Source organism: Saliphagus infecundisoli, assembly GCF_020177375.1.
Lineage (GTDB): Archaea > Halobacteriota > Halobacteria > Halobacteriales > Natrialbaceae > Saliphagus > Saliphagus infecundisoli.
This window is the reverse complement of the sequence record NZ_JAIWHV010000002.1, coordinates 260,063-281,820: the sequence shown is the minus strand read 5'-3', so window position 1 is coordinate 281,820 and position 21,758 is coordinate 260,063. Positions and strand designations below refer to the sequence as shown.

Sequence of the window (21,758 nt, the reverse complement as noted above, 5' to 3'; positions counted from 1 at the left end):
GTCGTTGTCGCCCGGGGGCCATAAAGCCTCTTTAACAGGAAAGTGGAAGTGAAACTGCGAGCGGGAAGCGGGGTCGGTCGCGGATCGACGACGTCGTCACTCCCAGGGATGATCGCCGGCCGCGCTCGGCCAGAGGGGGTGCCAGCGCTCCTTTTCGTCCTCGATCTCGAGTTCGCCCTCAAGGGTCGACTCGAGTTTGAACTCGGCGCTCGAGTCCCGTTCATGGCCCGAGCGGGGGGCAAAGGGGTAGAACGCGCCCCGCCGGAAGGAGTAGATCCAGTAGGCGGGGCCGTCCTCGTTGCGATAGGCGAAGACGGCGGCGAGCAGCCGGGAGCCAAACCCCTCCTCGATGAAGGTGTCGGCAGCGAAGTGGAGGCTCGTGATCAGGTCCTCGGGGTCGGTGTCCTCCAGGACGACCCAGTGGTAGCCGTGGTCGTCCTCCGTGATCCGAAAGTCGGTCTCGGTCTCCTCCTGGCCCGCCTCAAGGATGGCCTGGACCTCCTCGACCGCCTCGCGAAAGCGCTTCGAGTCGACGCCGGAAAAGCAGAGCGCGCCCGCGTCGGCGGAGTCGTAGCCCAGGTCCGCCTCCATCGTGAGGTAGGCGGTACTCATCCCGAAGAGGTCCTCGGGGTCGGCCTCGCGTTTGGCGTCCGACTCCGCGCGCACGCCAAGCACCGACCGGAGCCCGTCTAACAGTCCCATGGCGGGGGTCGGTGGTCGAGCCTTAGAAACCCCCCGCTTCCCGCTACATCCCGCGTTCGAGCTCGCGGAGCTGCTCGATCCGGCGTTCGGTCGAGGGGTGAGTCGAAAAGAGTCGGCCGACGATGCCCGACCTGATCGGGATGATGAAGAAGGCGTTCATCTCGGCTTCCTCCCTGAGGTCGTCGTCGGGCACCTTCTCCATCTCGCCGGAGATCTTCATGAGCGCGCTCGCGAGCCCCGAGGGGTTGCCCGTGATCGCGGCCGCACCACGATCCGCGGCGAACTCGCGATAGCGCGAGAGCGCTCGGATCAGCAGGTAGCTGACGATCCAGACGAGAAGGGAGACCAGGATCGCGACCAGGATCCCGGCCGCACCCTTGCCGTCCCGGCCCCGTCCGCCGCCGGTGTAGAACATCATCTGGCCGCCGAAGCGGACGATGAGGAAGGCGACCGTCGAGAGAAAGGAGGCGATGGTCATCACGGCGACGTCGCGGTTCTTGACGTGGGCGAGTTCGTGGGCGAGGACGCCGTCAAGCTCCTCCCGGTCGAGGGTCTCGAGCAGGCCGGTGGTCACCGCGACGGCGGCGTTGCTCGGCGAGCGCCCCGTCGCGAAGGCGTTTGGCGTCCGGGAGTCGACGACGGCGACGGTCGGCTTCGGGAGGTCGGCCTGCTGGGAGAGCCGGGAGACGGCGGCGTGGAGCTCGGGGTACTCGGATTCGTCGACTTTCGAGGCGCCCATGCTCCAGAGGGTGATCTTGTCGCTGAAGAAGAACTGGACGAGCGAGAAGCTTCCAAGGAGGACGGCGACCAGCAGGAGGCTCTCGGCGCCGCCGCCGAAGGCGGTCGTGAGTCCGACGAGGAAGACGAGGTAGACACAGAAGAGCAGAAACATCGTCAGTCCCATCCGCGCGCGGAGTCCCCAGTCGGGCTGCCAGTCCATGGACGTCAGTAGGGGTTGACAGGATAAATATGGCCGGATCTCGACCCCCTCGTTTCGTGTGGAGTTCTCACGGGGTGAGAGGCCCCGCGACGGGCGTGGCCGGGCGAGCGGGTCGTTTAACAGGCCGAGGGTCCAACGGGGGACGATGACGACGTCGCGCGCGTTCTGTCCGCGGTGTGGGGACCCGATCGATCGGGAGAGCGCCGCGGCCGCGGAGGGGGAGGAGGGCGACGGTCCCGCGATCTGTGAGGACTGCTACTTCGAGGAGTTCGAGTTCGTCGAGGCGCCCGAGCGGATCGACGTCTCCGTCTGTGCCCAGTGTGGTGCGGTCCACCGGGGCCGGCGCTGGGTGGACGTCGATGCCGACGACTACACCGACGTCGCGATCGAGGAGGTAAGCGAGGCGGTCGCGGTCCACGTCGATGTCCGGGAGTTCGCCTGGCAGGTCGAACCCGAGCAGGTAGACGAGAACACGATCCGGATGCACTCGTACTTCACCGGGGTCGCCCGCGGACGGCCCGTCGAGGAGGAGCGTTCGATCCTCGTCCGGATCGCCCGCCAGACCTGCACCCGGTGTGGCCGGATCGCGGGCGACTACTACGCGAGCACCGTCCAGATCCGCGCCGAGGACCGAACCCCGACGAGCGAGGAAGTCGAGCGCGCCAGAGAGATCGCAGAGCGGACGGTCGCGGAAATGGAGGCGACGGGCGACCGAAACGCCTTCGTCACCGAGTTCACTGAGACCGACGACGGCGCCGACATCAAGGTCTCGACGAACAAGATCGGGAAGAAGATCTCGAACAAGATGATAGAGGAGTTCGGCGGCAGCGTCAACGACGCCGAGACCCTGGTCACGGAGGACGAGGACGGCAACGAAGTGTACCGGGTGACGTTCGCCGTCCGCCTGCCGCCCTACCGGCCGGGGGAGGTCATCGACCTCGCCGACGACGAGGGTGGGCCGGTCCTCGTCCGCAGCGCCCGCGGGAACCTCAAAGGCGTCCGCGTGACGACCGGGGAACGGTACGAGGCGGGCTACGAGGAGGGCGACTCGCCCGATGCCCGACGGCTGGGAGCCATCGAGGACGCCCAGGAGACGACGGTCGTGACCGTCGAGGACGAGAACGCGGTCCAGGTCCTCGATCCGGAGACGTTCCAGGCCGAGACCGTCGCCCGACCCGACTACTTTGACCCCGACGCCGAAACCGTCCCCGTCCTGAAGAGCCGCGCGGGCCTGCACGTCCTCCCCGACCACGACCCCGCAAGCGATGAGGGGGAGGACGAACCGTACGACCCCTACGCGGACCGGCAGAACTGATGACCGATGACCAGAATTCGGGGGACCCGGAGGCGACCGTCGAGCCCGATCTCGACCGGATCGACGCGCCGTTGGCGGTGATCGTCGAGAAACCGCGTGTGGAGACGGCCATCGAGTCGCTTCGCACGGAGGGCGTCTACGACGACTCGAGACGCGTCCGGGAGGAGGCGAGCACGGCCGAGGACAGCGAGGACGCCACCACAGCGCGAGCCGGCGGCGACCGCGAGGACGGAGAGCGGGTCGCGCTTCCGGTCACCGAGCCGCCGACGGAGACCCGCGTTCTCGAGGTCGTCCGCCAGATCGATCCCGACCGGCGTACGACCGACCTCGCCGACCGGCTGGCCGAGCGGGGCTGGGACGAGGCCGCTCTCGAGACGGTGCCTGGATCGTGGGCCGTGATCGGCTCGGTGATCCTCGTGAGCGTTCCCGAGGACTGTCCCGACGAGCGGGAGTTGGGGGAGGCCCTGCTCGAACATCACGGCGAGGCCGACAGCGTGCTCGCCGACTGCGGGATCGCGACCGACGGGGACGCGGGCACCTACCGCGAACCCCGGACGCGGCTGCTTGCGGGCGAGGCCGACACGGAGACGATCCATACCGAACACGGCACCCGGTACGCGCTCGATCCCTCGAGAGTAATGTTCTCGCCGGGAAACCAGGCCGAGCGCGTCCGGATGGGCGAGACGGTCGAACCCGGGGAACGCGTCTTCGACATGTTCGCCGGGATCGGCTACTTCACGCTGCCGATGGCCCGTGCCGGCGCGGACGTAACTGCGGCGGAGATCAATCCGACCGCCTTCCGCTACCTGCTCGAGAACGCCGTCCTGAACGGGGTCGAGGAGCGGATCGACGCCTACCGGGCGGACTGCCGGGCGGTCGCCGACGGCGTCGCCGACTCGGGAGGTGCAGACCGGATCGTCATGGGTTACTACGGCAGCGGCGGTTCGGAGGGGGGGGACCGTGGCGGAACCGAGCGAACCGCGGCGGCCCACACCTACCTCGACGACGCCCTCCGCGCGCTCGCTCCCGGCGGCGTCGTCCACTACCACGAGGCCACCCCCGAGTCCGAACTCCGGGATCGACCCGAAAAACGGCTCGAGTCGGCCGTCTCCCGGGCGGGCCGCGAACTCGAGATCCTCGAACGGCGGCGAGTGAAGAGCCACAGCCCGGGGGTCGCCCACGTCGTCCTCGACGTGTGGGTCGAATGAGGTCGTGAGCTTCTTTGGACCGCGGCGCGAACGACCCTACATGGACAGAAACCAGCTCATCGCCCTGCTGTTTGCCCTCCTGATGGTGACCTCGATGGTCGCCTGGGGCGCGGGCGCGCTGCTCTAGGCGTCCCAGACGTCCGCGAGGGGGCTGTTCCGCGACCCCGAGTCGGAGCGAGAGCCCGACCGGGAACGCGACCGATGGCCGCCCGAACACGAGGCGTCCCTCGAGCCGGCCGCCCCCGAGGACCCATCCCCGGAGCCGCCGGCCGCCGACGGGTCGAACGCGGGGAGGTCGGGCTCTTCTATGCGATCGACCTGTTCTGCGAACCAGCCGGGCATCGCCGACCGCGAGCGATCGAAGACGTCGAGCAGGCTCGAGTCGGCAAGGTAGGTCGCGCCGTGGTCGTCGGGCGCCCGGACGATCCGGCCACAGGCCTGGATCACCGTTCTGAGGGCGGCCCGGAAGTACCACGCCCACTGGCCGGACTCCAAGCGATGGGCCACCCGCGAGTCGCCCGTGTTGAGGAAGGGCGCCTTGCAGAGCACCTGCCAGCGCGCGAGGTCGCCCTCCAGATCGAGGGCTTCCTCCATCTTCACCGAGAGGAACACACCTGATCCGGTCGAGGCCTTCCACTCCTCCAAGGTCGCGTCGCGGTCCTCGCGGCCGTGGCTCCAGATCCGATCGGAGACGCCGAAGTCGGCAAGCAGGTCCCGCAGCCGCTCCTGGATCGCGTAGGAGTGGGCGTGGATCAGCCCCTTCTCGTCGGGATGGTGTTGCATGATCCGGACGATCGTTCGCGCGATCTTCGGAATCGTCTCTCCGCGGTGCTCGTAGGTCATCTTCCCGCAGGTGACGTCGTACAGCGAGCGATGCTCGATCGGGAACGTGTGGGGGACATCTACCAGGGCGACGTCGTCCGGATCGAGGCCGACGCCCCGGCAGAACGCCTCCTTGTCGAGAATGGTCGCCGAGAATAGCGCGAACCGGTTGCCCCGGTCCCAGACGGTGTGGTGGAGATAGCGCTCGGGGTCCATCGGCTTGATCGTCAGCGGGCCGCCAGCGCCGCCCTCTTTGCCCTCTCGACCGTCGCCTTCGCCGGGGTCCTGGTCCACCAGCCACGTCGTCGGGCTCTCGGGGTTCCGGTAGTCGTCGACGAACCACTCGAGGTCGCCGATCAGCTCCTGGAGGCGGTCGCGATCGCGGACCTCGCCGGGAGTGAGTTCGTCCTCGCCGAGCAACTCGTCCTTGTGGCGCTCGCAGGTCCCCGCGAGGCTCTCGGCGTAGCGGACCGTCCGCTCGACGGGGTCGTCCGCGCCCTCGACGTCGGGCACCCGAAGCTCCTCCCAGATGGGGACCGATCGGGGACCGAGCCGGATCGTCGCGTACATCTCGGCCCACTCCGAGAGGCCGTGGGCCTCGTCGATGACGACGACGTCCCGCGTCCGGAACACCTCGCTGCCGGCGGTCTGCATGAAGTAGGCGAGGGTCATCGCGGCGATCGAACCGTTGGCCGCGATCGCGCGATCCGAGAAGTACGGACACCGGTGTCGGACCGAGCAGTCGTAGCCCCGCTCGCGGACGCAGGGTGCCCGATCGACCGGCGTGTTCGTCTCGTGAGGTAGGATACAGCGGTAGTTGCCCTTCCCGCGGACGATCCGAAGGTCCGAGAGGAGGTCGTCGCCCGCGACGTCGTCCAACTGTGAGACCTGCGGCGTCGTGTAGTAGGCACCCGTGGCCTCGCTCGGTTCTGCCTCCTCGACCGTCCGGGCACAGCCCGCGACCGCACGGGCGAGCAGGGACTTACCGCTACCCGTGGGCGCCCGCACCAGGACGACCCGATTGGCCGCGAACGCCTCGCGTATGTCCGCGAGGGCCTGCTCCTGGGCGCCCCGGTAGCCGGGGGCGGGAAACTCGCTCTCGATCCGGGCGGGATTCACCGATGGGTGGGGGTTCGGTAGACCCCTAAAGCCACCGAATCGATCGGGAGGAAAGCGGCGCCTACCGCCGGACGCGACCGGGGTAGGCGGTCGGTTACTAATCGGGTGGCTCCGCTGGATGGAAACGCGGAAGGGTAGCTCAGTGGCAGAGCACCGCGGGCCTTGCCCGCGGCGGCCCTCAGGCCGCGTGGCGTTCGAATCCCACCCCTTCCGCTTCGCGACGAACACGCCGTGAGGAGACGCGAAACGGTGGACTTGAGCAGGGAATCACGGCCTCCGAGCAGGGTCGTTCGGCAGGCACGATGAGCCTTCGTGAGAAGGGCCGTGTTACGTCCCGCTGGTCACAACACGCCGAACCCGAACTCGGCCATCCCGAAGACGGGACCCCACAGGAAGTGGAGTGCGACCCCGACGACGACGGCGGGCAGGAAGTTGTAGATCGACGCGATGATGGCGGCCTTGGCGTCGACTGCGAGCAGCGGGAACAGGGCATCGCCGTCCTGGGCGATCGCGTTCGCACTCAACGCGGAGAAGGGCAGCCCGCCCTCGGCGTAGACGTTCGCCAGCACGATCTGGGGGCCACAGCCGGGGATCAGCCCGACGACGGCGCCGCCGAGGGGTGCGAGGACGCCCGCCGACGCCGCGAGGGTCGCGACGTCGGCCCCGGTGAAGAAGACGACGTACTCGTAGCCCGCCAGGGCCACGAGCACCCAGACGGTGACGAAGCTGGTCTCCATCGCCGCGTGGACGAGTGTGTCGTAGACCGACGAGAACGAGTCCCGGGCGCGGGCGACGGTCCCCTCGCCGACGTAGTGGCGGCCGACGGCGTAGAGATAGAGCGAGAGGGAAGCGCCGACGAGGCCGACGACGGTGAACAGGCCGTCGAAGCCGGGGCCGACCGCGAGTGCGACCTCGGGGCCGCCCCGGAGCAGGTACAGCGAGCCGAGGACGAGGCCGACGATCGCGGCGACCCACCAGAGGACGTGAGCGAGGTGCGACAGCGGCGTGAGGACCCGCGAGTGGCGATCCGGCCCCGTCTCGTGGCTGTGGGTCGGGGACTCGCCGGCGTAGTCGTGGGCCGGGTTCGGACCGATGGCGCCGCCGCCAGCGACGGTCCCGCCGTCGGCCGTCGCGGGCGAGAGCCGCGCGACGGCGGCGTCGACCCGCGAGACGCCGAGCCCAACCGAATCGACGAGGTAGCCCGTCGCCACCGAAGCGGCGAAGGCGATCGCGTAGGCGTAGAGGGCGGCCTCGGGCGCGAGCGCGAGGATGACGAACGCGGAATCGCCCGCGGTCGCGCCGAGCGTCGCGACGACGGTCCCGAAGCTGACGGTGCCACGGAGATACAGCGGCATCACGACGATCGCGCCGCCACAGCCGGGGGTCAGCCCGAGCAGCCCGCCGAGTGCCGGCTGGAGGCGCTCGTTTTCCTCGATCGCGCGCAGGAGCGCCCCGCCGGTCAGATACTGGACGAGGCCGAACGCGAGCACCGTGATCGCGACGAAGACGCTCACCTGGACGTAGCCGTCCCGGAGCGACTCGAGCAGGATCGTCGTCGCTTCAGGCACGGACGAACACCCCCCGGTCGGGAGGGGAGTGGATAATTAGACCCATCTAATTATTTAGTTCACAGTGAGTGGTTTATATGTTGCGGTGGCACTCATTCTGATCCGGAACGAGCCGTCGATCGACGGACGCCGAGCCACTCGCTAGGGGGCCCTCGACCCCGCGATCCCGTCCCGTCCGCACAGCGTCCGTTCTCAGGCCCGAACGTCGAACCCCCGGTCGCGAAGCAACTCGGGGAGGCGGTCGCGGTGGTCGCCCTGAATCTCGATCCGACCGTCCTCGACCGTGCCGCCGGCGCCCACGGAGGACTTGAGGTCGGAGGCGATCGACTCCACCTCCGAGTCGGGGAGGTCGAACCCCTCGATGATCGTCACCGGCTTGTCGTACCGGCGGCTCTCGGTTCGGAGCGTGAGCAGCTGCTGGGAGGTCTCCAGGTCGCCCTGACTGTCAAGTTCGTCGAGCAGGTCGTCGAGTTCGTCCTCGGACACACGTCGAGAAACGACACCGAGACCCATAGTTCCGTCGGGTCCTACAGCCGCGACCGGATCGTCTCGGCGGTCCGCTCGCCGATCCCCGAGACGCTCGTCAGGTCCTCGCGGCTGGCCTCCCGGACGTTCTCGACGCTGCCGAACCGTCCAAGCAACCGCTTTCTGGTCTCGGGGCCCACCCCTGGAACGTCGTCGAGGACCGTAGAGACGTCGTCGCGGACCGTCCGGTGGTACTGCACCGCAAACCGGTGGGCCTCGTCGCGGACCCGCTGGAGGAGGTGGAGGTGGGCCGCATCCGAGGGCCACGAGTGGCTCCGGTCGGCGCTGATCACCCGCTCCTCCGCTTTTGCGAGCGCGACGACGGGAACCTCCCAGCCCGCCTCCGAGATGGCCTCGCGGGCGGCCGAGAGCTGACCCTCGCCGCCGTCGATCAACAGGAGGTCGGGGTCGGGACGGTCGTCTCTCCCCTCGACGGCGCGGGTCGCACGCCACTCGAGCAGGGTCTTCATGTTGGCGTAGTCGTCGTTTGCGTCGGTCAGCTTCTTCCGGCGGTAGCCCGACTTGTCGGGGCTCCCGTCCTCGAAGGCGACGTTGCTGCCGACCGCCGACGCGCCGTGGGCGTGGCTCACGTCGAAGCCCTCGATTCGGGCCGCGGAGTCGAGTCCGAGCGCGTCGGCGAGCATCCCACACGCATCGCGCCCGCCGACGTTCTTTCTGGCGTTTTTCAGCGCCAGCTCGACGAGTTTCGCTTCCCGGCCCGCGCCGGGCACCCGCACGGAGACCCCTTCGGCCTCGAGCCAGGCCCCCACTTCGTCGTCTCCGTGTTCCTCGGGGAGGAGGATCGCGTCCGGTAGCTCCCGCTCGGCGTAGTACTGGACGAGAAAGGCCGCGAGCAACTCGGAGACGCCGCCGGGGCCGTCGGGCGCAGAGAGCCGGTGGCGCTCGCGGTCGATCAGTTTCCCGTCCTCGGCCCGGAGCCGGGCGACGGTCCCCGACTCGCCCTCGATCGCCACCCCGAGGATGTCCACGGCGCGCTCGTCGCCGACCGACTGGACGGCCTCGCCGCCCTCGCCGTGGAACGCCTCGACGGCTTCCAACCTGTCCCGGAGGTTCGCCGCCCGCTCGAAGTTCTGTTCCTGGGATGCGACCTCCATCTCCCGCTCGATCGGATCGGCGAGGATCCCTGTCTCGCCCTCGAGGAAGCGTTCGACCAGGGAGACGTCCTCGCGGTAGTCCTCGAGTTCGATCTCGCGGGTGCAGGGGGCGGTACAGAGCCCCAGATCGTGGTCGAGACAGGGCCGCTCGCGGCCCGAATACTTGTGGTCCGAACAGCCCCGGATCCCGTACGTTTCCCGGAGGGCCTTCACGACGGTTTCGACTCGCCCCATCTCGGTGTAGGGGCCGAACACCGTCGCGGACTCGTCGGGGTCCCGCGTGATCTCGATGCGCGGTGCGGGATGGTCGGTCAGCTGGACCATCGGATACGACTTGTCGTCTTTCAGCCGGACGTTGTACCGGGGCTGGTGGCGCTTGATCAGGTTCGCTTCCAGAAGAAGGGCCTGGGTCTCGGTGTCGGTGACGGCGACCTCGAGGCCGTCGGCGCGGTCGACCATCCGGCGGATGCGGGCGCTTCGGGGGTCGGCGTACGACCGAACCCGGTCGCGGATGTCCACTGCCTTCCCGACGTAGATCGTCGTCTCCCCCTCCCGAAACTGGTAGACGCCGGGCTCGCGGGGGAGCTCCCCGGCCCGCGTCGAAAGGGCCTCGGCGTTCATCGGGGTCCCTAGCGAGTCGACGGGTTTGAGCCTGACGTCCCCGGCCGGTCACGTCCACGGACGGACGCCAGATTCACCACGCCGGAGGTCGAACGCCGACCATGACCGATCCCGACGAAGACGTCCAGTGCTGGCTCGTCGAGCGGGCGTTCGACGACCGCAACCTCGTGACGACCGTCTACGCGACCCCCGACGGCGACCGCTTTCACCGCCGCGAGCGCTCGGCGGCGGCGATGCGAGCGGGCGACGAGGTGACTGCCGGCAAGCGGATCTCCGAGGACGACCTCGAGGCGGTGACCGACGACGACCGCCGGGAACGGTACGCCGAGGAGGCCGCCCGCGTCGCGGCCGACCACGCCCCCGACGACCCGATCTGACCGTCATCGTCCCCGAGTGACAAGACTTATCGGACTCTGCTGGGATTTCACATACATGTCAGCGATAGCAGTGGACGGGCTCACCAAACGCTACGGGAACACGGTCGCCCTGGAGGATCTCTCGTTTACGGTCCGGGAGGGCGAGGTGTTCGGCTTTCTGGGACCCAACGGCGCGGGGAAGTCGACGACGATCAACGTCTTACTCGACTTCGCCCGGCCGACCGACGGCGAGATCCGGGTCTTCGGCAAGGACGTCCGCGCCGAGAGCCGCGAGATCCGCCGCCGGACCGGCGTCCTCCCCGAAGGCGTCGAGACCTACGACCGGCTGACCGCCCGCCAGCACCTCGAGTTCGCGATCGACTCGAAGGACGCCGACGACGACCCCGAACACCTCCTCTCCCGCGTCGGACTGGAGGAGGCAATCGACCGGAAGGCTGGGGGGTACTCGAAGGGGATGAGCCAGCGGCTCCTGCTCGCGATGGCGCTCGTGGGAGAGCCGGATCTCCTGGTGCTCGACGAGCCCTCGACCGGGCTCGACCCCAACGGCGCACGCGAGATGCGTGACCTCGTTCGCGAGGAAAACGAGCGGGGCGCGACCGTCTTTTTCTCGAGTCACATCATGGAGCAGGTCGAGGCGGTCTGCGATCGGGTGGGCATTCTCCGGGACGGCGAGATGGTCGCCGTCGATACCGTCTCGGGGCTCCAGGACTCGGTGACGACGGGTGCGACGCTTCGGGTCTCCGTCGACCGGATCGACGAGGGGGCCGTCGAGCGGGTCCGGTCGATGCCCGAAGTCACGTCGGTCGACGTCGAGGAGGGACAGACGCCGGCGATCGTCGTCGCCACCGAGGGGTCAAAGACCGCGGTCATCCACGAGATCGAGGACGCGGGCTGTGAGGTGCTCGACTTCTCGACCGACGACACCTCTCTGGAGGAGGTCTTCCGGGCGTACACGACCGACCGCCGGGAGGAGGTCAGTGCATGAGCGACGTCAACGCGACGAGCGTCCGGGCGATCGCGACCAAGGACTTCCGGGACGCGGTCCGGTCGTGGACGTTCTGGGGGCTGAGCCTCCTCTTTTTCCTGCTCGTTGGGCTCGCGGCCTTTGCGATCGGCTACTTCGGAAACGCCGACACGTCCACCGCCGACTTCCTGGGAACGGTCAGCCAGGTGACCCGGCTGGTCGTCCCGCTGATCGCCTTGCTGCTCGGCTGGAAGTCGATCGCCGGCGAGCGCGAGTCGGGCAGCATCAAGGTCCTCCTTTCCCTGCCACACTCCCGGATCGACGTCGTCCTCGGGAAGTATCTCGGCCGGGCGACCGTCCTCTCGCTGTCGCTGCTGATCGGCTTCGTCATCGGTGCCGTCGTCGTCGCCGTCATGCTCTCGCCGCCGGCGATCGCCGACTACGCCGGCTTCATCGCCATGACGATCCTCTACGGCATCGCCTATCTCGGGATCGCCATCGCGCTCTCCTCGATTACCAAGTCGACGACGATCGCCGGCGCCGCGATGTTCGGCGTCTTCGTCCTCTTCTACGTCGTCTGGAACCTGCTAAACTTCGCTCTCCAGATCCTGATGAACCAGGGCTACTTCTCGGGCGTCGAGGTCACGCAAACGATGAACGGAAACGAGATGCAGTACGAGCGCCTCCCCGACTGGGGACTGTTCGTTCAGACGATCGACCCAGGGGTCGCCTACGCCAACGCGCTCTCGGTGATCGACGCCGTCGAGGCTCCCGGCTTCGGCACCGCCTTCTCCGCCGAGTTGTTCCCGAGCGGGGTCCCCTTTTACCTCCAGAACTGGTTTTCGTTCCTGATCCTGCTGGTCTGGATCGTCGTCCCGACCGCCATCGCGATCGCCCGGTTCGACCGGGTCGACCTCTAGATCCCGACGCCGCGGCTCGCGAGGAAGCTGAGGAACTCACCCTCCCCCATGATCGGAACGCCCTCCGCTTCGGCGTCCTCGCGCTTCGTCGCCCCCGGACTCTCGCCGGCGACGAGGTAGTCGGTGTTGCCCGAGACGCTGCTCGTCGCCGACCCGCCGTGGACCTCGACTGCCTCCTGGGCCTCGCTTCTGGTCAACTGCGAGAGCGAGCCCGTGAAGACGAAGGTCAGGCCCTCGAGTTCCTCCCCACCCTCCTCGATCGCCGCTTCTTGGGGCGAGACGTGGTCCAGCAGGCGGTCGACCACCCGCGCGTTGCCCTCGCTCGCGAAGAACTCGTGGATCGTCTCCGATACCGTGTCGCCGATCTCGCCCGCCTCCTCCAGGGCGTCGGGCTCTTCGAGGGCGGTCTCCCGGACCGCATCGAAGGTCCCGAACTCGGCGGCGAGCGCGCGGGCGGTCGCGGGACCGACGTGGGGGATGCCGAGCGCCGAGAGGAACTCGTCGAGGGGAGGCTCCCGGCTCGCCTCGATCTCGCTCATTACGTTGTTCGCGCTTGTCTCGCCCCAGCCCTCGAGGCCCGCGAGCTCCTCCCGATCGAGTTCGTAGAGGTCGGGAACTGACTCGACGAGGCCGGCCTCGATCAGCTGGCGGACGCTGCGCTCTCCTAAGCCTTCGAGGTCGAGACCGTCGTCGCCCGCGTAGTACTCGATCGACCGGCGGCGCTGGGCCCTGCAGGTCAGGCCGCCGGTACAGAAGGCCATGGGCCCGTCGCGTTCGATCGCGCTGTCACAGACCGGACACCGGTCGGGAAGCTCGTAGTGGCCCTCCGACCCCTTCTCGACGACTTCCTCGACATAGGGGATGACGTCGCCCGCGCGGGTGAGCCGGACGGTGTCCCCGACGTTGACGTCCTTCTCGGCGATCTCGGCGGGGTTGTGGAGGCTCGCCCGCGAGACCGTCACGCCGCCGACGTCGACGGGATCGAGCAGGGCGACGGGCGTTACCCGCCCGGTTCGCCCGACCTGGACGGCGACCTCCTGGACGGTCGTCACCTCCGAGCGCGCGGGGAACTTGTAGGCGTAGGCCCACCGGTCGTGGCGGGCGGTCCGGCCGAGTTCCTCGCGGCCCGCGCGGTCGTCGACCTTGATCACGACGCCGTCGATCTCGTAGGGGAGGTCGTCGCGTTCTTCGAGGAGTCGGTCGCGGTAGTCAATGGCCGCCTCGATCGCGTCTCGAGTGTCGCCGCTCGTATCGTCCGCAGAACGTGGTTCCCCGCACTCCGCGAGTTCGACCCGGTCGTTGGTCCGCAGCCCCCACTCGGGGAACCGCTCCAAGGCCTCGTGGTGGGTCTCGGGGAGCTCGCTGGCCTCCAGAATATCGAAAAAGAACACCTCGAGGGGGCGCTCGGCGACGACCGCGGGATCGAGCTGACGGATCGTTCCTGCAGTGGCGTTTCGGGGGTTCGCGAACGGGTCCTCGCCGCGTTCGATCCGCTCTCTGTTGTGGGCCTGAAAATCGTCCTTCGGCATGTAGACCTCCCCGCGGACGGCGAGGAAGTCGGGCGGGTCGCCGTGGAGGCGCTGGGGAAGCGACCCGATGGTGCGGGCGTTCCGGGTGACGTCGTCGCCCTCGCGGCCGTCGCCGCGGGTGACCGCCCGCTCCAAGACACCCTCCTCGTAGACGACCGAAAGCGAGATCCCGTCGAACTTCGGCTCGCAGACGTACCTCGCCTCGCGACCGAGTTCCCGCCGGACCCGCTCGTCGAACTCCCGAACGTCGGCCTCCTCGCCACTGCCCTCGATCGAGAGCATCGGCGCGACGTGTTCTACGGTCTCGAACGCGTCGAGCGGTTCGCCCCCGACCCGGCGGGTCGGGCTGTCGGGAGTCGCGAGGTCGAAGGCGTCCTCGAGGTCCTGCAGGCGGGCGAAGAGCGCGTCGTACGTCCGGTCGGCGATCAGGGGGTCGCTCTCGACGTAGTAGCGCCGGTCGTGTTCGCGGATCGCCTCCCGGAGCACGTCGGCCTGTGCTTCGGCCTCCTCCTCGGCGAGCTCCTCGACGGGGGCGAACTCGGTCGAGGGTTCCCGGAGATAGGGGTTCTCGTTCTCGTCGGCGAGGGACATTCGTTGGTCGGAGATCCGGACCGGGGGCCCGTCAACCTTACTACAGGCGTCGGCGAAGGCCTCGAGATCCCCCGCCAGAAGCGAAGATGTCCTACACCTCGCTTGCCTCCTCGGCGTTTTCCTCGACGTTCTCCCAGACCGTCTCCATGAGCTCGCCGGTCCTCTCGATTACCGCCTCGAGTCCGGCGTCCGCGGGCGCACAGCCCAGGTCGCGCATCGCCTTCGTCGCGGAGACGTGGTGGACGTGGACCGCGTCGTCGCCCTCGCGCTCGTAGATCGCCGTCGTACACGGGAGCAGGGCGGAAAGCGAGCAGTCGACCGCGAGGGCGTCCCGGGCGATCTCGGGGTGACAGGTCACGAGCAGGGCGGTTCGGTCGATCTCCTCGCCCAACATCCCCGCGATCATCTCGTCGAGCCGGGTGACCGTCACCGTCTCGAAGCCGGCGAGTTCGTGTTCGACCTGAACGAAGGGGACGGCGTCCTCGAAGTCGATCGACAGGGTCGTATGCAGTGCCTCGGACGCCGCCGGCGCGATCTCGCGTTCCCCAGCGGCCGGCTCCGAGGGCTCGTCTGCGTCGCTCATACCCCGTCGTGTCGCGGGCCGGACAAAAGGATTCGCCAGGCGTCGCGTCCCGGTCACCGCCCCCACGGGCTGTCACCGAGTTCGCTTCGGACCGTCGGCCCGACCGCGACCCGACAGTCCGCCCGCGGCAGGGCGATACAGAGCAGGGCGTAGCCGTCGGCCAGGTCGTCAGGGTCGAGCGCGCGGGGCGCCCGCCGGTGGTCCATGGCGCTCGCGGGATCTACGGCGTCGTCGGCGACGGCGACGACCCGGCCCACGCAGGTCGTGCAGGTCCCCTTCCGGCAGTCGTATGGCAGCCGAAGCCCCTCCCGGAGGGCGGCGTTGAGGACGCTCTCCCGGGATCGGACGTCGAGGGTTCGGCTGCGGCCGTCCGGCCACTCGAGGGTGACGTCGTACTCCTCCCGTCCCGCGTCTCCGGACGAGTCGTTCATACCGCCGGTAGGATCGAGGGAGCCAAAAGCGGATCGGGCCGGAGAGACCCAGTCTTTACCCACCCGCGCCCCGTAGGGAGGACGAATGGACACGGGCACCGAGTTCGGGATGGTCGATCCCGAGGGCGGCGACATCGAGGGCGACGAGTGGGAACCGATCGACGTCGCCGACACCGAGGCCGACCGGATCGCCCGCGACCGCGACCGGGAGTTCGAGCAGTTCCAGGAGCGCATCAAGGACGCGGATCAGTTCAAGGTCGAGCAGTCGGTGTTCGACGACGCCACCTTCGCCGCGCTCTACAAGCTCGTCCAGGACGGCCACGTCGAGGCGTTCGGCGGCCCGCTCTCGACGGGCAAGGAGGCCAACGTCTACCACGCGCTGGGCGACGATCGCGAGGTCGCGGTCAAAGTCTACCGGATCAACGCCTCGAACTTCCGCCAGATGCGCGACTACCTCGAGGGTGACCCCCGGTTCGAGGGGCTGGGCGGGAAGAAAAAGGACGTCGTCCTCGCCTGGACGAAAAAGGAGCTGTCGAACTTAGAGCGTGCCCGCCGGGCGGGCGTTCGCGTCCCCGAGCCGATCGCGACCGAGCGGAACGTCCTCGTGATGGAGTACATCGGCAACGAGGAGGGCCGCGCGAGACGGCTGGGCGAGGTCGAGATCGAGAACCCCGAAACAGCCTACGAGGTCCTGAGAGAGTACATGCGCCGGCTCTACTCGGCGGGGCTGATCCACGGCGACCTGAGCGAGTACAACGTCGTCTTCGACGAGGGCCAGCTCGTCGTCATCGACCTCGGGCAAGCCGTGACGGTCCACCACCCCAACAGCCGGGACTTCCTCGAGCGCGACTGTGAGAACGTCGCGAACTTCTTTGCCCGCCAGGGGGTCGAGACCGATCCCGACGCGCTCCTCGAGTTCGTCACCGATCCGGAGCCCGATCCCTCGCGGGACTGACGGCGCACGATTTTTCGTCCGTGCGCTCGTACCCGGAGCCATGAGCCGGACGAGCTACAGGTGCTCCTGCGGGGCCGAGATCCGCTACAAGCAGGACGTCGAGACGCGCTCGACGACGACCGGCCGGCGCTTTATCTGTCGGGACTGTGGCACGCCCGTCCCGGGAACGGTCGGCGAGAAGATCAGTCACCAGAACCCGTCCTGACTAGCGGAATCGCGTCGCCACCCGCGGCGAAACCGTTAGGTGAGTCGGCGCCTTCGCTTCGGGCGATGCAGTCCGCTCTCGGCTGGCACTGGCGGTCGGTCCCGAGAGCGGACAGTCCCGACACCGTCTCCGACGCGGCCTAACCCGGCGGGTGCGGTGCCGACGGCTCCCTTCACCTCTTTTCGATCGGCGAACCACGCGCCAGCCACAGCCAGTCACACCGACAGCAATGACGAAACCAACGGAGAAGACGGAGACGGACGCACAGCATGGCGACCATGGAGCCGACGGTTCCCGCAGCGACCGCCACGACGGCGGTGACAACGGGTTCACCGTCACGCCCTACGAGGTCGACGGCGAGATCGACTACGAGAAACTCGTCGAACGCTTCGGCGCAGACCCCCTCACCGACGAGCAGATCGAAGGACTTCCCGACCACCCCCTGCTCCGCCGGGGGACGTTCTACGCGGGCCGCGATGTGGACGAGTATCTCGAGGCGGCTCGAGCCGGCGACCCCCACGCGGTCGTCACTGGCCGGGGACCCTCCGGCCCGATGCACCTGGGCCACGTCGTTCCCCTCTACCTCGCCAGACGGTTCCAGGAGGCGACGGGCGCGACGGTCTACCTCCCGATTTCGGACGACGAGAAGTTCCTCGCCAAGAGCCAATCCTTCGAGTCGATCGGCGCCCATACCCGCGAGAACCTCCGGGACCTGCTCGCGGTCGGCTTCGACCCCGAGCGCACCCGGATCGTGATCGATACTGCGGACGCGGACGTCGTCTATCCGATCGCGGTTCGGCTCGCAAAGCACCTCACGCCGGCGACCGTCGAGGCAGTGTACGGCGAGCAGGACACCGTCGGCCTCCAGTTCTATCCGGCGGTCCAGGCGACCCACCTCCTGGCTCCCCAACTGGTGGAGGGCCGCCAGCCGACGCTGGTCCCGATCGCGGTCGATCAGGACCCCCACGTCCGGGTCTGTCGGGACGTCGCCGCGAAGGAGGCCCTGCCCGTCGAGAAGCCCAGCGCGCTGCTCGGGCGATTTCTGCCCAGTCTCGCCGGTCCCGGAAAGATGAGTTCCTCGGACGACGCGCCGTCGATCGAGCTCGCCGACGATCCTGACACGGTTGCCGAGACGATCCGCGAACACGCCTACACCGGCGGACGCGCGACCATCGAGGCCCACCGCGAGCATGGCGGCGACCCCGCTACTGACGTTCCCTTCCAGTACCTCCGGGCGTTTCTCGAGCCCGACGACGACCGGCTCGCGGAGATCGAGGAGCGCTATCGCTCCGGGGAGCTCCTGAGCGGCGAGCTAAAGGAGATCCTGATCGACCGCCTGACCGGGTTTCTGGCCCGCCACCAGGAGCGGCGGGCGGCACTCGGAGATCTCGAGGGGGAACTCGCACCCTATCGGCTGACCGACGGCGAGCGCGAGCGCGCGCTCGCGTCGGCGGGCGTGGCCCGTCTCCCGTAGTGGCGTCGGGGGACTATGGTCGGCGGCGTCGAGAGCCCCCATATGTCCACGGACGACGAGAACGGCGGGAGCCGAATCGGTCGAGGCGACGAGGAGATCGGGGCCGAGATCGCCGACGACGCCGAGGCGTTGCTCTCGGCGTTGCCCCACTACTACCGCGGGGAGGTGGCTCAGGCCAACGCCGCCCAGGACCGCATCGACCGGACGACCAACTGGGCGATCACCGTCCTGGCCGCGTTGCTCTCGATCGTCTTTTCGGCCCCCGAGCTGCCCGCGTACCTCCTCCTGATCGGGGGACTCGTCCTCGCGATGTTCCTCTCGTACGAGGTTCGCCGCTACCGGTTTTTCGACCTCTATCGGGCGCGGGTTCGCTTCTTTCAGGAGAACGTCTTCGCGAACGCCCTCGATCCCGTCGGGGCCGAACACCCCCGCTGGCGCGAGGAGCTGAGCGCGGATCTCCGGTACCCGACGTTCAAGGTCTCGACGCTCGAGGCGCTGTCCAGGCGCGTCCGTCGGATCTACGGGCTTCTGTTCGGCGTCGTCGGGATCGCGTGGGCTGCGAAGGTGACCCTGTTCACCCCCGAATCCCGGTGGACGGAGGCCGCCGAGTTGCCCGGGATCCCCGGCGTGGCCGTCGCGGCCGCGGTCGCGGCGTTTTTCGTCTGCGTGCTCGCAGTCGCGTCCTGGCCCCACGGTCGGCGAGCCAAAGGCGAGGTCCACGGGACCGAGCCCGGCAGCTGGAAGAAACCCTGAGAGAGTCGTCCGGGCCCGAAGCTACTTGGCCGTCGCCGACGCCACGACAGCCATACATGCAGGTCGGCATCATCGCGGACACCCACGACAACGTCGAGGCGATCGAGGATGCAGTGGCCATCTTCGAGGCGGAAAGCGTAGACACGGTCGTCCACTGTGGCGACTTCATCGCGCCACCCGTCCTCCCGTTCTTCGAGGGACTCGAGCTCCACGGCGTCCTCGGGAACAACGACGGCGAGGTCGAGGGCTTAGAAGCGGGCTTTGCCGACCTCGCCGGCAGCGAACTCCACGGCCGCTTCGCCGACCTCACGTTCGAGGACTCGAGGTTCGCCGTCCTCCACGGCGAGGACCGCGAGGACGTGGAGGGCTACGCCGAGAGCGGCGAGTACGATTTCGTCTGCTACGGCCACCACCACGAGCGCGAGCAGCGGGAGGTGGGGGAGACGACCGTCATCAATCCGGGCGCGCAGTTCCCGACCGTTCCGAGCGAGCACCGAACGGTCGCCGTCGTCGACACCGAAACCGAGGAGGTCCGGTTCGAACGGATCGGATAGACGCCGGAAAGCGCCGAGTCACGGAACGAGCTGACAATGGACCGAATACGTTTTCCTGTTGCCCGTTGGACCGGAACGTAGCACCGTCGCGTCCACGGCGGACGCGACACGGAGAGTCACATAGCCACACATGCCCGACGCTACCCGCGAGGGGGCGATCCGTCTCCTCGGCTACTCGGACCTGGAAAGCGCGTTCGACGACCCCGATCGGATCGGCGCCTTCGCCGGCCGGATCGCGGCAGTGCGTGACGAGACGACGCTCGTCGTCGGTGCCGGCGACGACACGGCACTGGGGACGCTCGCCCTCCTGACCGACGAGGGTCGCGCCCAGGCCCGCCCGTTTCTGGAGGCGGTCGAACCGGCCGCCGACACCTTCGGCAACCACGACTTCGACTTCGGCCGGGAGTGGGCCTTCGAGTGGGGCGAGTCGGTTCCTCCGGCCTATCTCTGTGCAAACGTCGAAGGGCCGGGGACCGACCGCATTCCCGACGCCACCGTCGTCGAGCGCGGCGGTTCCCGGATCGGCGTGGTCGGCGTCTCACACCCGAAGACGGCCGACATCTGTGGCACCATCGAGGAGTTGCGCTTTACCGACCCTGCCGCCGCCGTGACGGCGGCGTTCGACGACCTCCCGCCGGTCGATTACCGCGTCGTGCTCGCCCACTGCGGTGCGGACGACCGCTCGGTCGCGGCCGCCGCCGACGCGGACGTCGTCCTCGGCGGCCACCTCCACGAGCGGTACGCCGAACGGGTGGGCGGGACGCTCCTCGTCCGGACGAACGGCGACGCCGAGTTCGCCGACGTGACAATCGGTCCCGACGAAGCCGCCGCCCGATTCCACGAGGTCGGCCGGGACGGGACTCCCGTAGACGAGAACGGAATCGAGGGTGCCATCGACGAGGCGGTCGCCGCGGAGGTCGCCGCCGCCTACCGGGAGCGTCGGGAGGCCCTCGGCGTCGACGAGGTGATCGCACACGCCGACGACGAACTCCCGCGGACGAGCCGGCAGCGATTCCGCGGCGAGAGCCGCCTGGGAAACTTCGCCGCGGACGCGTTCCGCGCGGCGGCCGGCGCCGACGTCGGGCTCTTTCTCGCGGGATCGCTCCGGGCCGGGCCGTCGCTGTCGGCCGACGTCACGGTCGGCGAGGTCGTCTCGCTGTGTCCGTTCGCCGGAAGCGTCGTCGAACTTGAGGTGAGCGGGGCGGCCCTCCGGGACGTCCTCGCCGAGGCAGCCCACCCGCATCCGGGCGAGCGCGGCTGGGTCCGCCTGCACGTAAGCGGCCTGCGCGTCGTCTGGACCGACGCGAACGATCTCCGTTCCGTCGCGGTCGGCGGCAACTCCCTCTCCCCCGACCGGAGATACCGGGTCGCGACCGCACAGTACGCCGTCGACGTGGACACGTATCCGCCGCTGAACTGGGGGGCCGCCGTCGCCGAACACGAGCCCCAGTGGGAGACGCTCGTCGCGCACGCCCGTGAGGGCGGGCTGGACGTCGGCCTCGAGGGACGGATCCGGCGCGTCTCTGCGGAGGACGCCGACCGGGGACGGAGACCGGCGTCCGGGAGGTGAGCCGAATATCGAGTGTTTGCCGGCTCGTCTCCCGTTTTTCCACCGATGACTCTCCGATCGTGAGTCGGTGCAACCGCCGGCGCGAGGGCGGGCGAAACCGGCTTCCGATCGCTCGGAGAGAGGCGCTGAACGTGCGAGCCAAGGGCTTAACACGACCGGGCGACTACCCGAGGACATGCAGCACGTGAAGATTCCGCAGGACCGCATCGGCGTTCTCATCGGCGAGGGCGGCGAGACGATGCGCGAGATCGAGGCCGAAGCGGAGGTCCGTCTGGATATCGACTCCGAGAACGGTTCGGTCGCGATCGAGACCGTCGGCGACCCCGTGACCGGGCTCAACGGCCCCGACATCGTCCGGGCGATCGGGCGTGGCTTTCCCCCGGAGGACGCGCTGTCCCTGCTCGACGACGAGATGGTGTCGTTCGACCTCGTGGACATCGACGCCGCCGCCCGGAACACGAACGACATGAAACGCAAGAAGGGGCGCCTGATCGGCGAGAACGGGCGCACCCGCGAGCTGATGGAGGAGCTGTCGGGGGCCTCGGTGGTGATCTACGGCTCGACCCTTGGCATCATCGGCACGCCCCCGCAGGTCGATGCCGTCCGGACCGCCGCGGAGATGTTGCTCGACGGCGCACCCCACGGTACCGTCTACTCCTTCTTAGAGGAGCGCCACAACGAGATGAAAGCCCAGGGACTGACCTACCACCGGTATCCCGGCGGCGGATCCTGACCGCCGGAATCCGTCGCCACGGTCCATCGGCCGCCGTCGACCTCGATGCCGATCCCCGTATAAATGCCGCGTGCTAACCGGTACCGACCTCCGGACCCCGGCTACCTGACGGGGTTCGGTTCCCGGATACGGAAAGATTTATATAGAATACCAATCAATCCTCGACTTGACCATGGCACAACAG

Annotated in this window: 22 protein-coding genes and 1 tRNA gene; 14 read left to right on the top strand and 9 right to left on the bottom strand. The window is 68.6% G+C overall.

The window, feature by feature from the left end; genetic code table 11:
- Window positions 1-96 precede the first annotated feature (96 nt).
- On the bottom strand, window positions 97-702 hold the full coding sequence (gene pspAB / locus LCF40_RS06200; protein ID WP_114576806.1) for a PspA-associated protein PspAB: 606 nt from the start codon (window positions 700-702) through the stop codon (window positions 97-99).
- Between the two features lie 43 nt (window positions 703-745).
- On the bottom strand, window positions 746-1,642 hold the full coding sequence (gene htpX / locus LCF40_RS06195; RefSeq protein WP_114576805.1) for a zinc metalloprotease HtpX: 897 nt from the start codon (window positions 1,640-1,642) through the stop codon (window positions 746-748).
- A 145-nt stretch (window positions 1,643-1,787) separates the two neighbouring features.
- Between htpX and LCF40_RS06190 the strand changes: the two genes are divergently transcribed.
- Genes LCF40_RS06190 through LCF40_RS06180 form a run of 3 tightly spaced genes read left to right on the top strand, consistent with a single transcriptional unit; the run spans window position 1,788 to window position 4,292 of the window.
- Window positions 1,788-2,957 carry a 60S ribosomal export protein NMD3 gene (locus tag LCF40_RS06190; protein ID WP_224827779.1) on the top strand — a complete coding sequence of 390 codons (1,170 nt, stop codon included), beginning with the start codon at window positions 1,788-1,790 and terminating at the stop codon, window positions 2,955-2,957.
- Window positions 2,957-4,165: a class I SAM-dependent methyltransferase gene (locus LCF40_RS06185; RefSeq protein ID WP_224827778.1), complete on the top strand. Its 1,209-nt coding sequence runs from the start codon at window positions 2,957-2,959 to the stop codon at window positions 4,163-4,165. The genes LCF40_RS06190 and LCF40_RS06185 overlap by 1 nt, the downstream gene beginning before the upstream one ends.
- 4 nt (window positions 4,166-4,169) lie before the next feature.
- The gene (locus LCF40_RS06180; protein ID WP_224827777.1) at window positions 4,170-4,292 is read left to right on the top strand and encodes a surface glycoprotein; all 123 of its coding nucleotides are present in this window, start codon (window positions 4,170-4,172) and stop codon (window positions 4,290-4,292) included.
- On the opposite strand, the gene LCF40_RS06175 is transcribed toward LCF40_RS06180, so the two are convergent.
- Window positions 4,289-6,106: a helicase C-terminal domain-containing protein gene (locus LCF40_RS06175; protein ID WP_224827776.1), complete on the bottom strand. Its 1,818-nt coding sequence runs from the start codon at window positions 6,104-6,106 to the stop codon at window positions 4,289-4,291. The genes LCF40_RS06180 and LCF40_RS06175 overlap by 4 nt on opposite strands.
- Window positions 6,107-6,234: 128 nt before the next feature.
- Between LCF40_RS06175 and LCF40_RS06170 the strand changes: the two genes are divergently transcribed.
- Window positions 6,235-6,319: transfer RNA gene (locus tag LCF40_RS06170), tRNA-Lys, on the top strand.
- A 128-nt stretch (window positions 6,320-6,447) separates the two neighbouring features.
- Here the strand turns inward: LCF40_RS06170 and LCF40_RS06165 are convergent.
- The 3 genes from LCF40_RS06165 to LCF40_RS06155 all read right to left on the bottom strand — a co-directional run bounded on the left by LCF40_RS06165 (window position 6,448) and on the right by LCF40_RS06155 (window position 9,935).
- On the bottom strand, window positions 6,448-7,674 hold the full coding sequence (locus tag LCF40_RS06165) for a putative manganese transporter (RefSeq protein ID WP_224827775.1): 1,227 nt from the start codon (window positions 7,672-7,674) through the stop codon (window positions 6,448-6,450).
- A gap of 192 nt (window positions 7,675-7,866) precedes the next feature.
- Window positions 7,867-8,187, bottom strand: coding sequence for an SUI1 family translation initiation factor (locus LCF40_RS06160; protein WP_224827774.1), 321 nt, complete (start codon window positions 8,185-8,187; stop codon window positions 7,867-7,869).
- A 14-nt stretch (window positions 8,188-8,201) separates the two neighbouring features.
- Window positions 8,202-9,935 carry an excinuclease ABC subunit C gene (locus tag LCF40_RS06155; RefSeq protein WP_224827773.1) on the bottom strand — a complete coding sequence of 578 codons (1,734 nt, stop codon included), beginning with the start codon at window positions 9,933-9,935 and terminating at the stop codon, window positions 8,202-8,204.
- 101 nt (window positions 9,936-10,036) lie between these two features.
- On the opposite strand from LCF40_RS06155, the gene LCF40_RS06150 reads away from it, so the two are divergent.
- Genes LCF40_RS06150 through LCF40_RS06140 form a run of 3 tightly spaced genes read left to right on the top strand, consistent with a single transcriptional unit; the run spans window position 10,037 to window position 12,196 of the window.
- A complete protein-coding gene (locus LCF40_RS06150; RefSeq protein ID WP_224827772.1) occupies window positions 10,037-10,312 on the top strand; it encodes a DUF7967 family protein in 276 nt (91 codons plus the stop codon).
- 55 nt (window positions 10,313-10,367) lie between these two features.
- The gene (locus LCF40_RS06145) at window positions 10,368-11,297 is read left to right on the top strand and encodes an ABC transporter ATP-binding protein (protein WP_224827771.1); all 930 of its coding nucleotides are present in this window, start codon (window positions 10,368-10,370) and stop codon (window positions 11,295-11,297) included.
- The gene (locus LCF40_RS06140; RefSeq protein ID WP_114576796.1) at window positions 11,294-12,196 is read left to right on the top strand and encodes an ABC transporter permease; all 903 of its coding nucleotides are present in this window, start codon (window positions 11,294-11,296) and stop codon (window positions 12,194-12,196) included. The genes LCF40_RS06145 and LCF40_RS06140 overlap by 4 nt, the downstream gene beginning before the upstream one ends.
- Here the strand turns inward: LCF40_RS06140 and ligA are convergent.
- The 3 genes from ligA to LCF40_RS06125 form a co-directional block, all read right to left on the bottom strand.
- Window positions 12,193-14,316 (bottom strand): NAD-dependent DNA ligase LigA, encoded by a 2,124-nt coding sequence (gene ligA, locus LCF40_RS06135; RefSeq protein WP_224827770.1) that lies wholly within the window; start codon window positions 14,314-14,316, stop codon window positions 12,193-12,195. The genes LCF40_RS06140 and ligA overlap by 4 nt on opposite strands.
- 91 nt (window positions 14,317-14,407) lie before the next feature.
- On the bottom strand, window positions 14,408-14,899 hold the full coding sequence (locus LCF40_RS06130; RefSeq protein ID WP_224827769.1) for a DUF302 domain-containing protein: 492 nt from the start codon (window positions 14,897-14,899) through the stop codon (window positions 14,408-14,410).
- A 53-nt stretch (window positions 14,900-14,952) separates the two neighbouring features.
- Entirely contained in the window at window positions 14,953-15,330 is a 378-nt protein-coding gene (locus LCF40_RS06125; protein WP_224827768.1) for a 2Fe-2S iron-sulfur cluster-binding protein, read from the bottom strand.
- 85 nt (window positions 15,331-15,415) lie between these two features.
- Here LCF40_RS06125 and rio1 point away from each other — a divergent pair, with 85 nt between their 5' ends.
- The 7 genes from rio1 (at window position 15,416) to LCF40_RS06090 (ending at window position 21,574) form a co-directional block, all read left to right on the top strand.
- A complete protein-coding gene (gene rio1, locus LCF40_RS06120) occupies window positions 15,416-16,285 on the top strand; it encodes a serine/threonine-protein kinase Rio1 (protein WP_224827767.1) in 870 nt (289 codons plus the stop codon).
- 40 nt (window positions 16,286-16,325) lie between these two features.
- Window positions 16,326-16,490 carry a hypothetical protein gene (locus LCF40_RS06115; RefSeq protein WP_198667868.1) on the top strand — a complete coding sequence of 55 codons (165 nt, stop codon included), beginning with the start codon at window positions 16,326-16,328 and terminating at the stop codon, window positions 16,488-16,490.
- Window positions 16,491-16,719: 229 nt separating this feature from the next.
- A complete protein-coding gene (locus LCF40_RS06110) occupies window positions 16,720-17,964 on the top strand; it encodes a tryptophan--tRNA ligase (RefSeq protein ID WP_224827766.1) in 1,245 nt (414 codons plus the stop codon).
- Window positions 17,965-18,006: 42 nt separating this feature from the next.
- A complete protein-coding gene (locus LCF40_RS06105) occupies window positions 18,007-18,717 on the top strand; it encodes a DUF2270 domain-containing protein (RefSeq protein ID WP_224827765.1) in 711 nt (236 codons plus the stop codon).
- Between the two features lie 56 nt (window positions 18,718-18,773).
- The gene (locus tag LCF40_RS06100) at window positions 18,774-19,271 is read left to right on the top strand and encodes a metallophosphoesterase (protein ID WP_224827764.1); all 498 of its coding nucleotides are present in this window, start codon (window positions 18,774-18,776) and stop codon (window positions 19,269-19,271) included.
- A 130-nt stretch (window positions 19,272-19,401) separates the two neighbouring features.
- Window positions 19,402-20,841 (top strand): 5'-nucleotidase C-terminal domain-containing protein, encoded by a 1,440-nt coding sequence (locus LCF40_RS06095; RefSeq protein WP_224827763.1) that lies wholly within the window; start codon window positions 19,402-19,404, stop codon window positions 20,839-20,841.
- A gap of 175 nt (window positions 20,842-21,016) precedes the next feature.
- Window positions 21,017-21,574, top strand: coding sequence for a KH domain-containing protein (locus tag LCF40_RS06090; RefSeq protein ID WP_224827762.1), 558 nt, complete (start codon window positions 21,017-21,019; stop codon window positions 21,572-21,574).
- Window positions 21,575-21,758: the final 184 nt, after the last annotated feature.

Coding starts and splice junctions, on each gene's coding strand:
- pspAB (WP_114576806.1), bottom strand. CDS start 702: ATGGGACTGTTAGACGGGCTCCGGTCGGTGCTTGGCGTGCGCGCGGAG.
- htpX (WP_114576805.1), bottom strand. CDS start 1,642: ATGGACTGGCAGCCCGACTGGGGACTCCGCGCGCGGATGGGACTGACG.
- LCF40_RS06190 (WP_224827779.1), top strand. CDS start 1,788: ATGACGACGTCGCGCGCGTTCTGTCCGCGGTGTGGGGACCCGATCGAT.
- LCF40_RS06185 (WP_224827778.1), top strand. CDS start 2,957: ATGACCGATGACCAGAATTCGGGGGACCCGGAGGCGACCGTCGAGCCC.
- LCF40_RS06160 (WP_224827774.1), bottom strand. CDS start 8,187: ATGGGTCTCGGTGTCGTTTCTCGACGTGTGTCCGAGGACGAACTCGAC.
- LCF40_RS06155 (WP_224827773.1), bottom strand. CDS start 9,935: ATGAACGCCGAGGCCCTTTCGACGCGGGCCGGGGAGCTCCCCCGCGAG.
- LCF40_RS06150 (WP_224827772.1), top strand. CDS start 10,037: ATGACCGATCCCGACGAAGACGTCCAGTGCTGGCTCGTCGAGCGGGCG.
- LCF40_RS06145 (WP_224827771.1), top strand. CDS start 10,368: ATGTCAGCGATAGCAGTGGACGGGCTCACCAAACGCTACGGGAACACG.
- LCF40_RS06140 (WP_114576796.1), top strand. CDS start 11,294: ATGAGCGACGTCAACGCGACGAGCGTCCGGGCGATCGCGACCAAGGAC.
- ligA (WP_224827770.1), bottom strand. CDS start 14,316: ATGTCCCTCGCCGACGAGAACGAGAACCCCTATCTCCGGGAACCCTCG.
- LCF40_RS06130 (WP_224827769.1), bottom strand. CDS start 14,899: ATGAGCGACGCAGACGAGCCCTCGGAGCCGGCCGCTGGGGAACGCGAG.
- LCF40_RS06125 (WP_224827768.1), bottom strand. CDS start 15,330: ATGAACGACTCGTCCGGAGACGCGGGACGGGAGGAGTACGACGTCACC.
- rio1 (WP_224827767.1), top strand. CDS start 15,416: ATGGACACGGGCACCGAGTTCGGGATGGTCGATCCCGAGGGCGGCGAC.
- LCF40_RS06115 (WP_198667868.1), top strand. CDS start 16,326: ATGAGCCGGACGAGCTACAGGTGCTCCTGCGGGGCCGAGATCCGCTAC.
- LCF40_RS06110 (WP_224827766.1), top strand. CDS start 16,720: ATGACGAAACCAACGGAGAAGACGGAGACGGACGCACAGCATGGCGAC.
- LCF40_RS06105 (WP_224827765.1), top strand. CDS start 18,007: ATGTCCACGGACGACGAGAACGGCGGGAGCCGAATCGGTCGAGGCGAC.
- LCF40_RS06100 (WP_224827764.1), top strand. CDS start 18,774: ATGCAGGTCGGCATCATCGCGGACACCCACGACAACGTCGAGGCGATC.
- LCF40_RS06095 (WP_224827763.1), top strand. CDS start 19,402: ATGCCCGACGCTACCCGCGAGGGGGCGATCCGTCTCCTCGGCTACTCG.
- LCF40_RS06090 (WP_224827762.1), top strand. CDS start 21,017: ATGCAGCACGTGAAGATTCCGCAGGACCGCATCGGCGTTCTCATCGGC.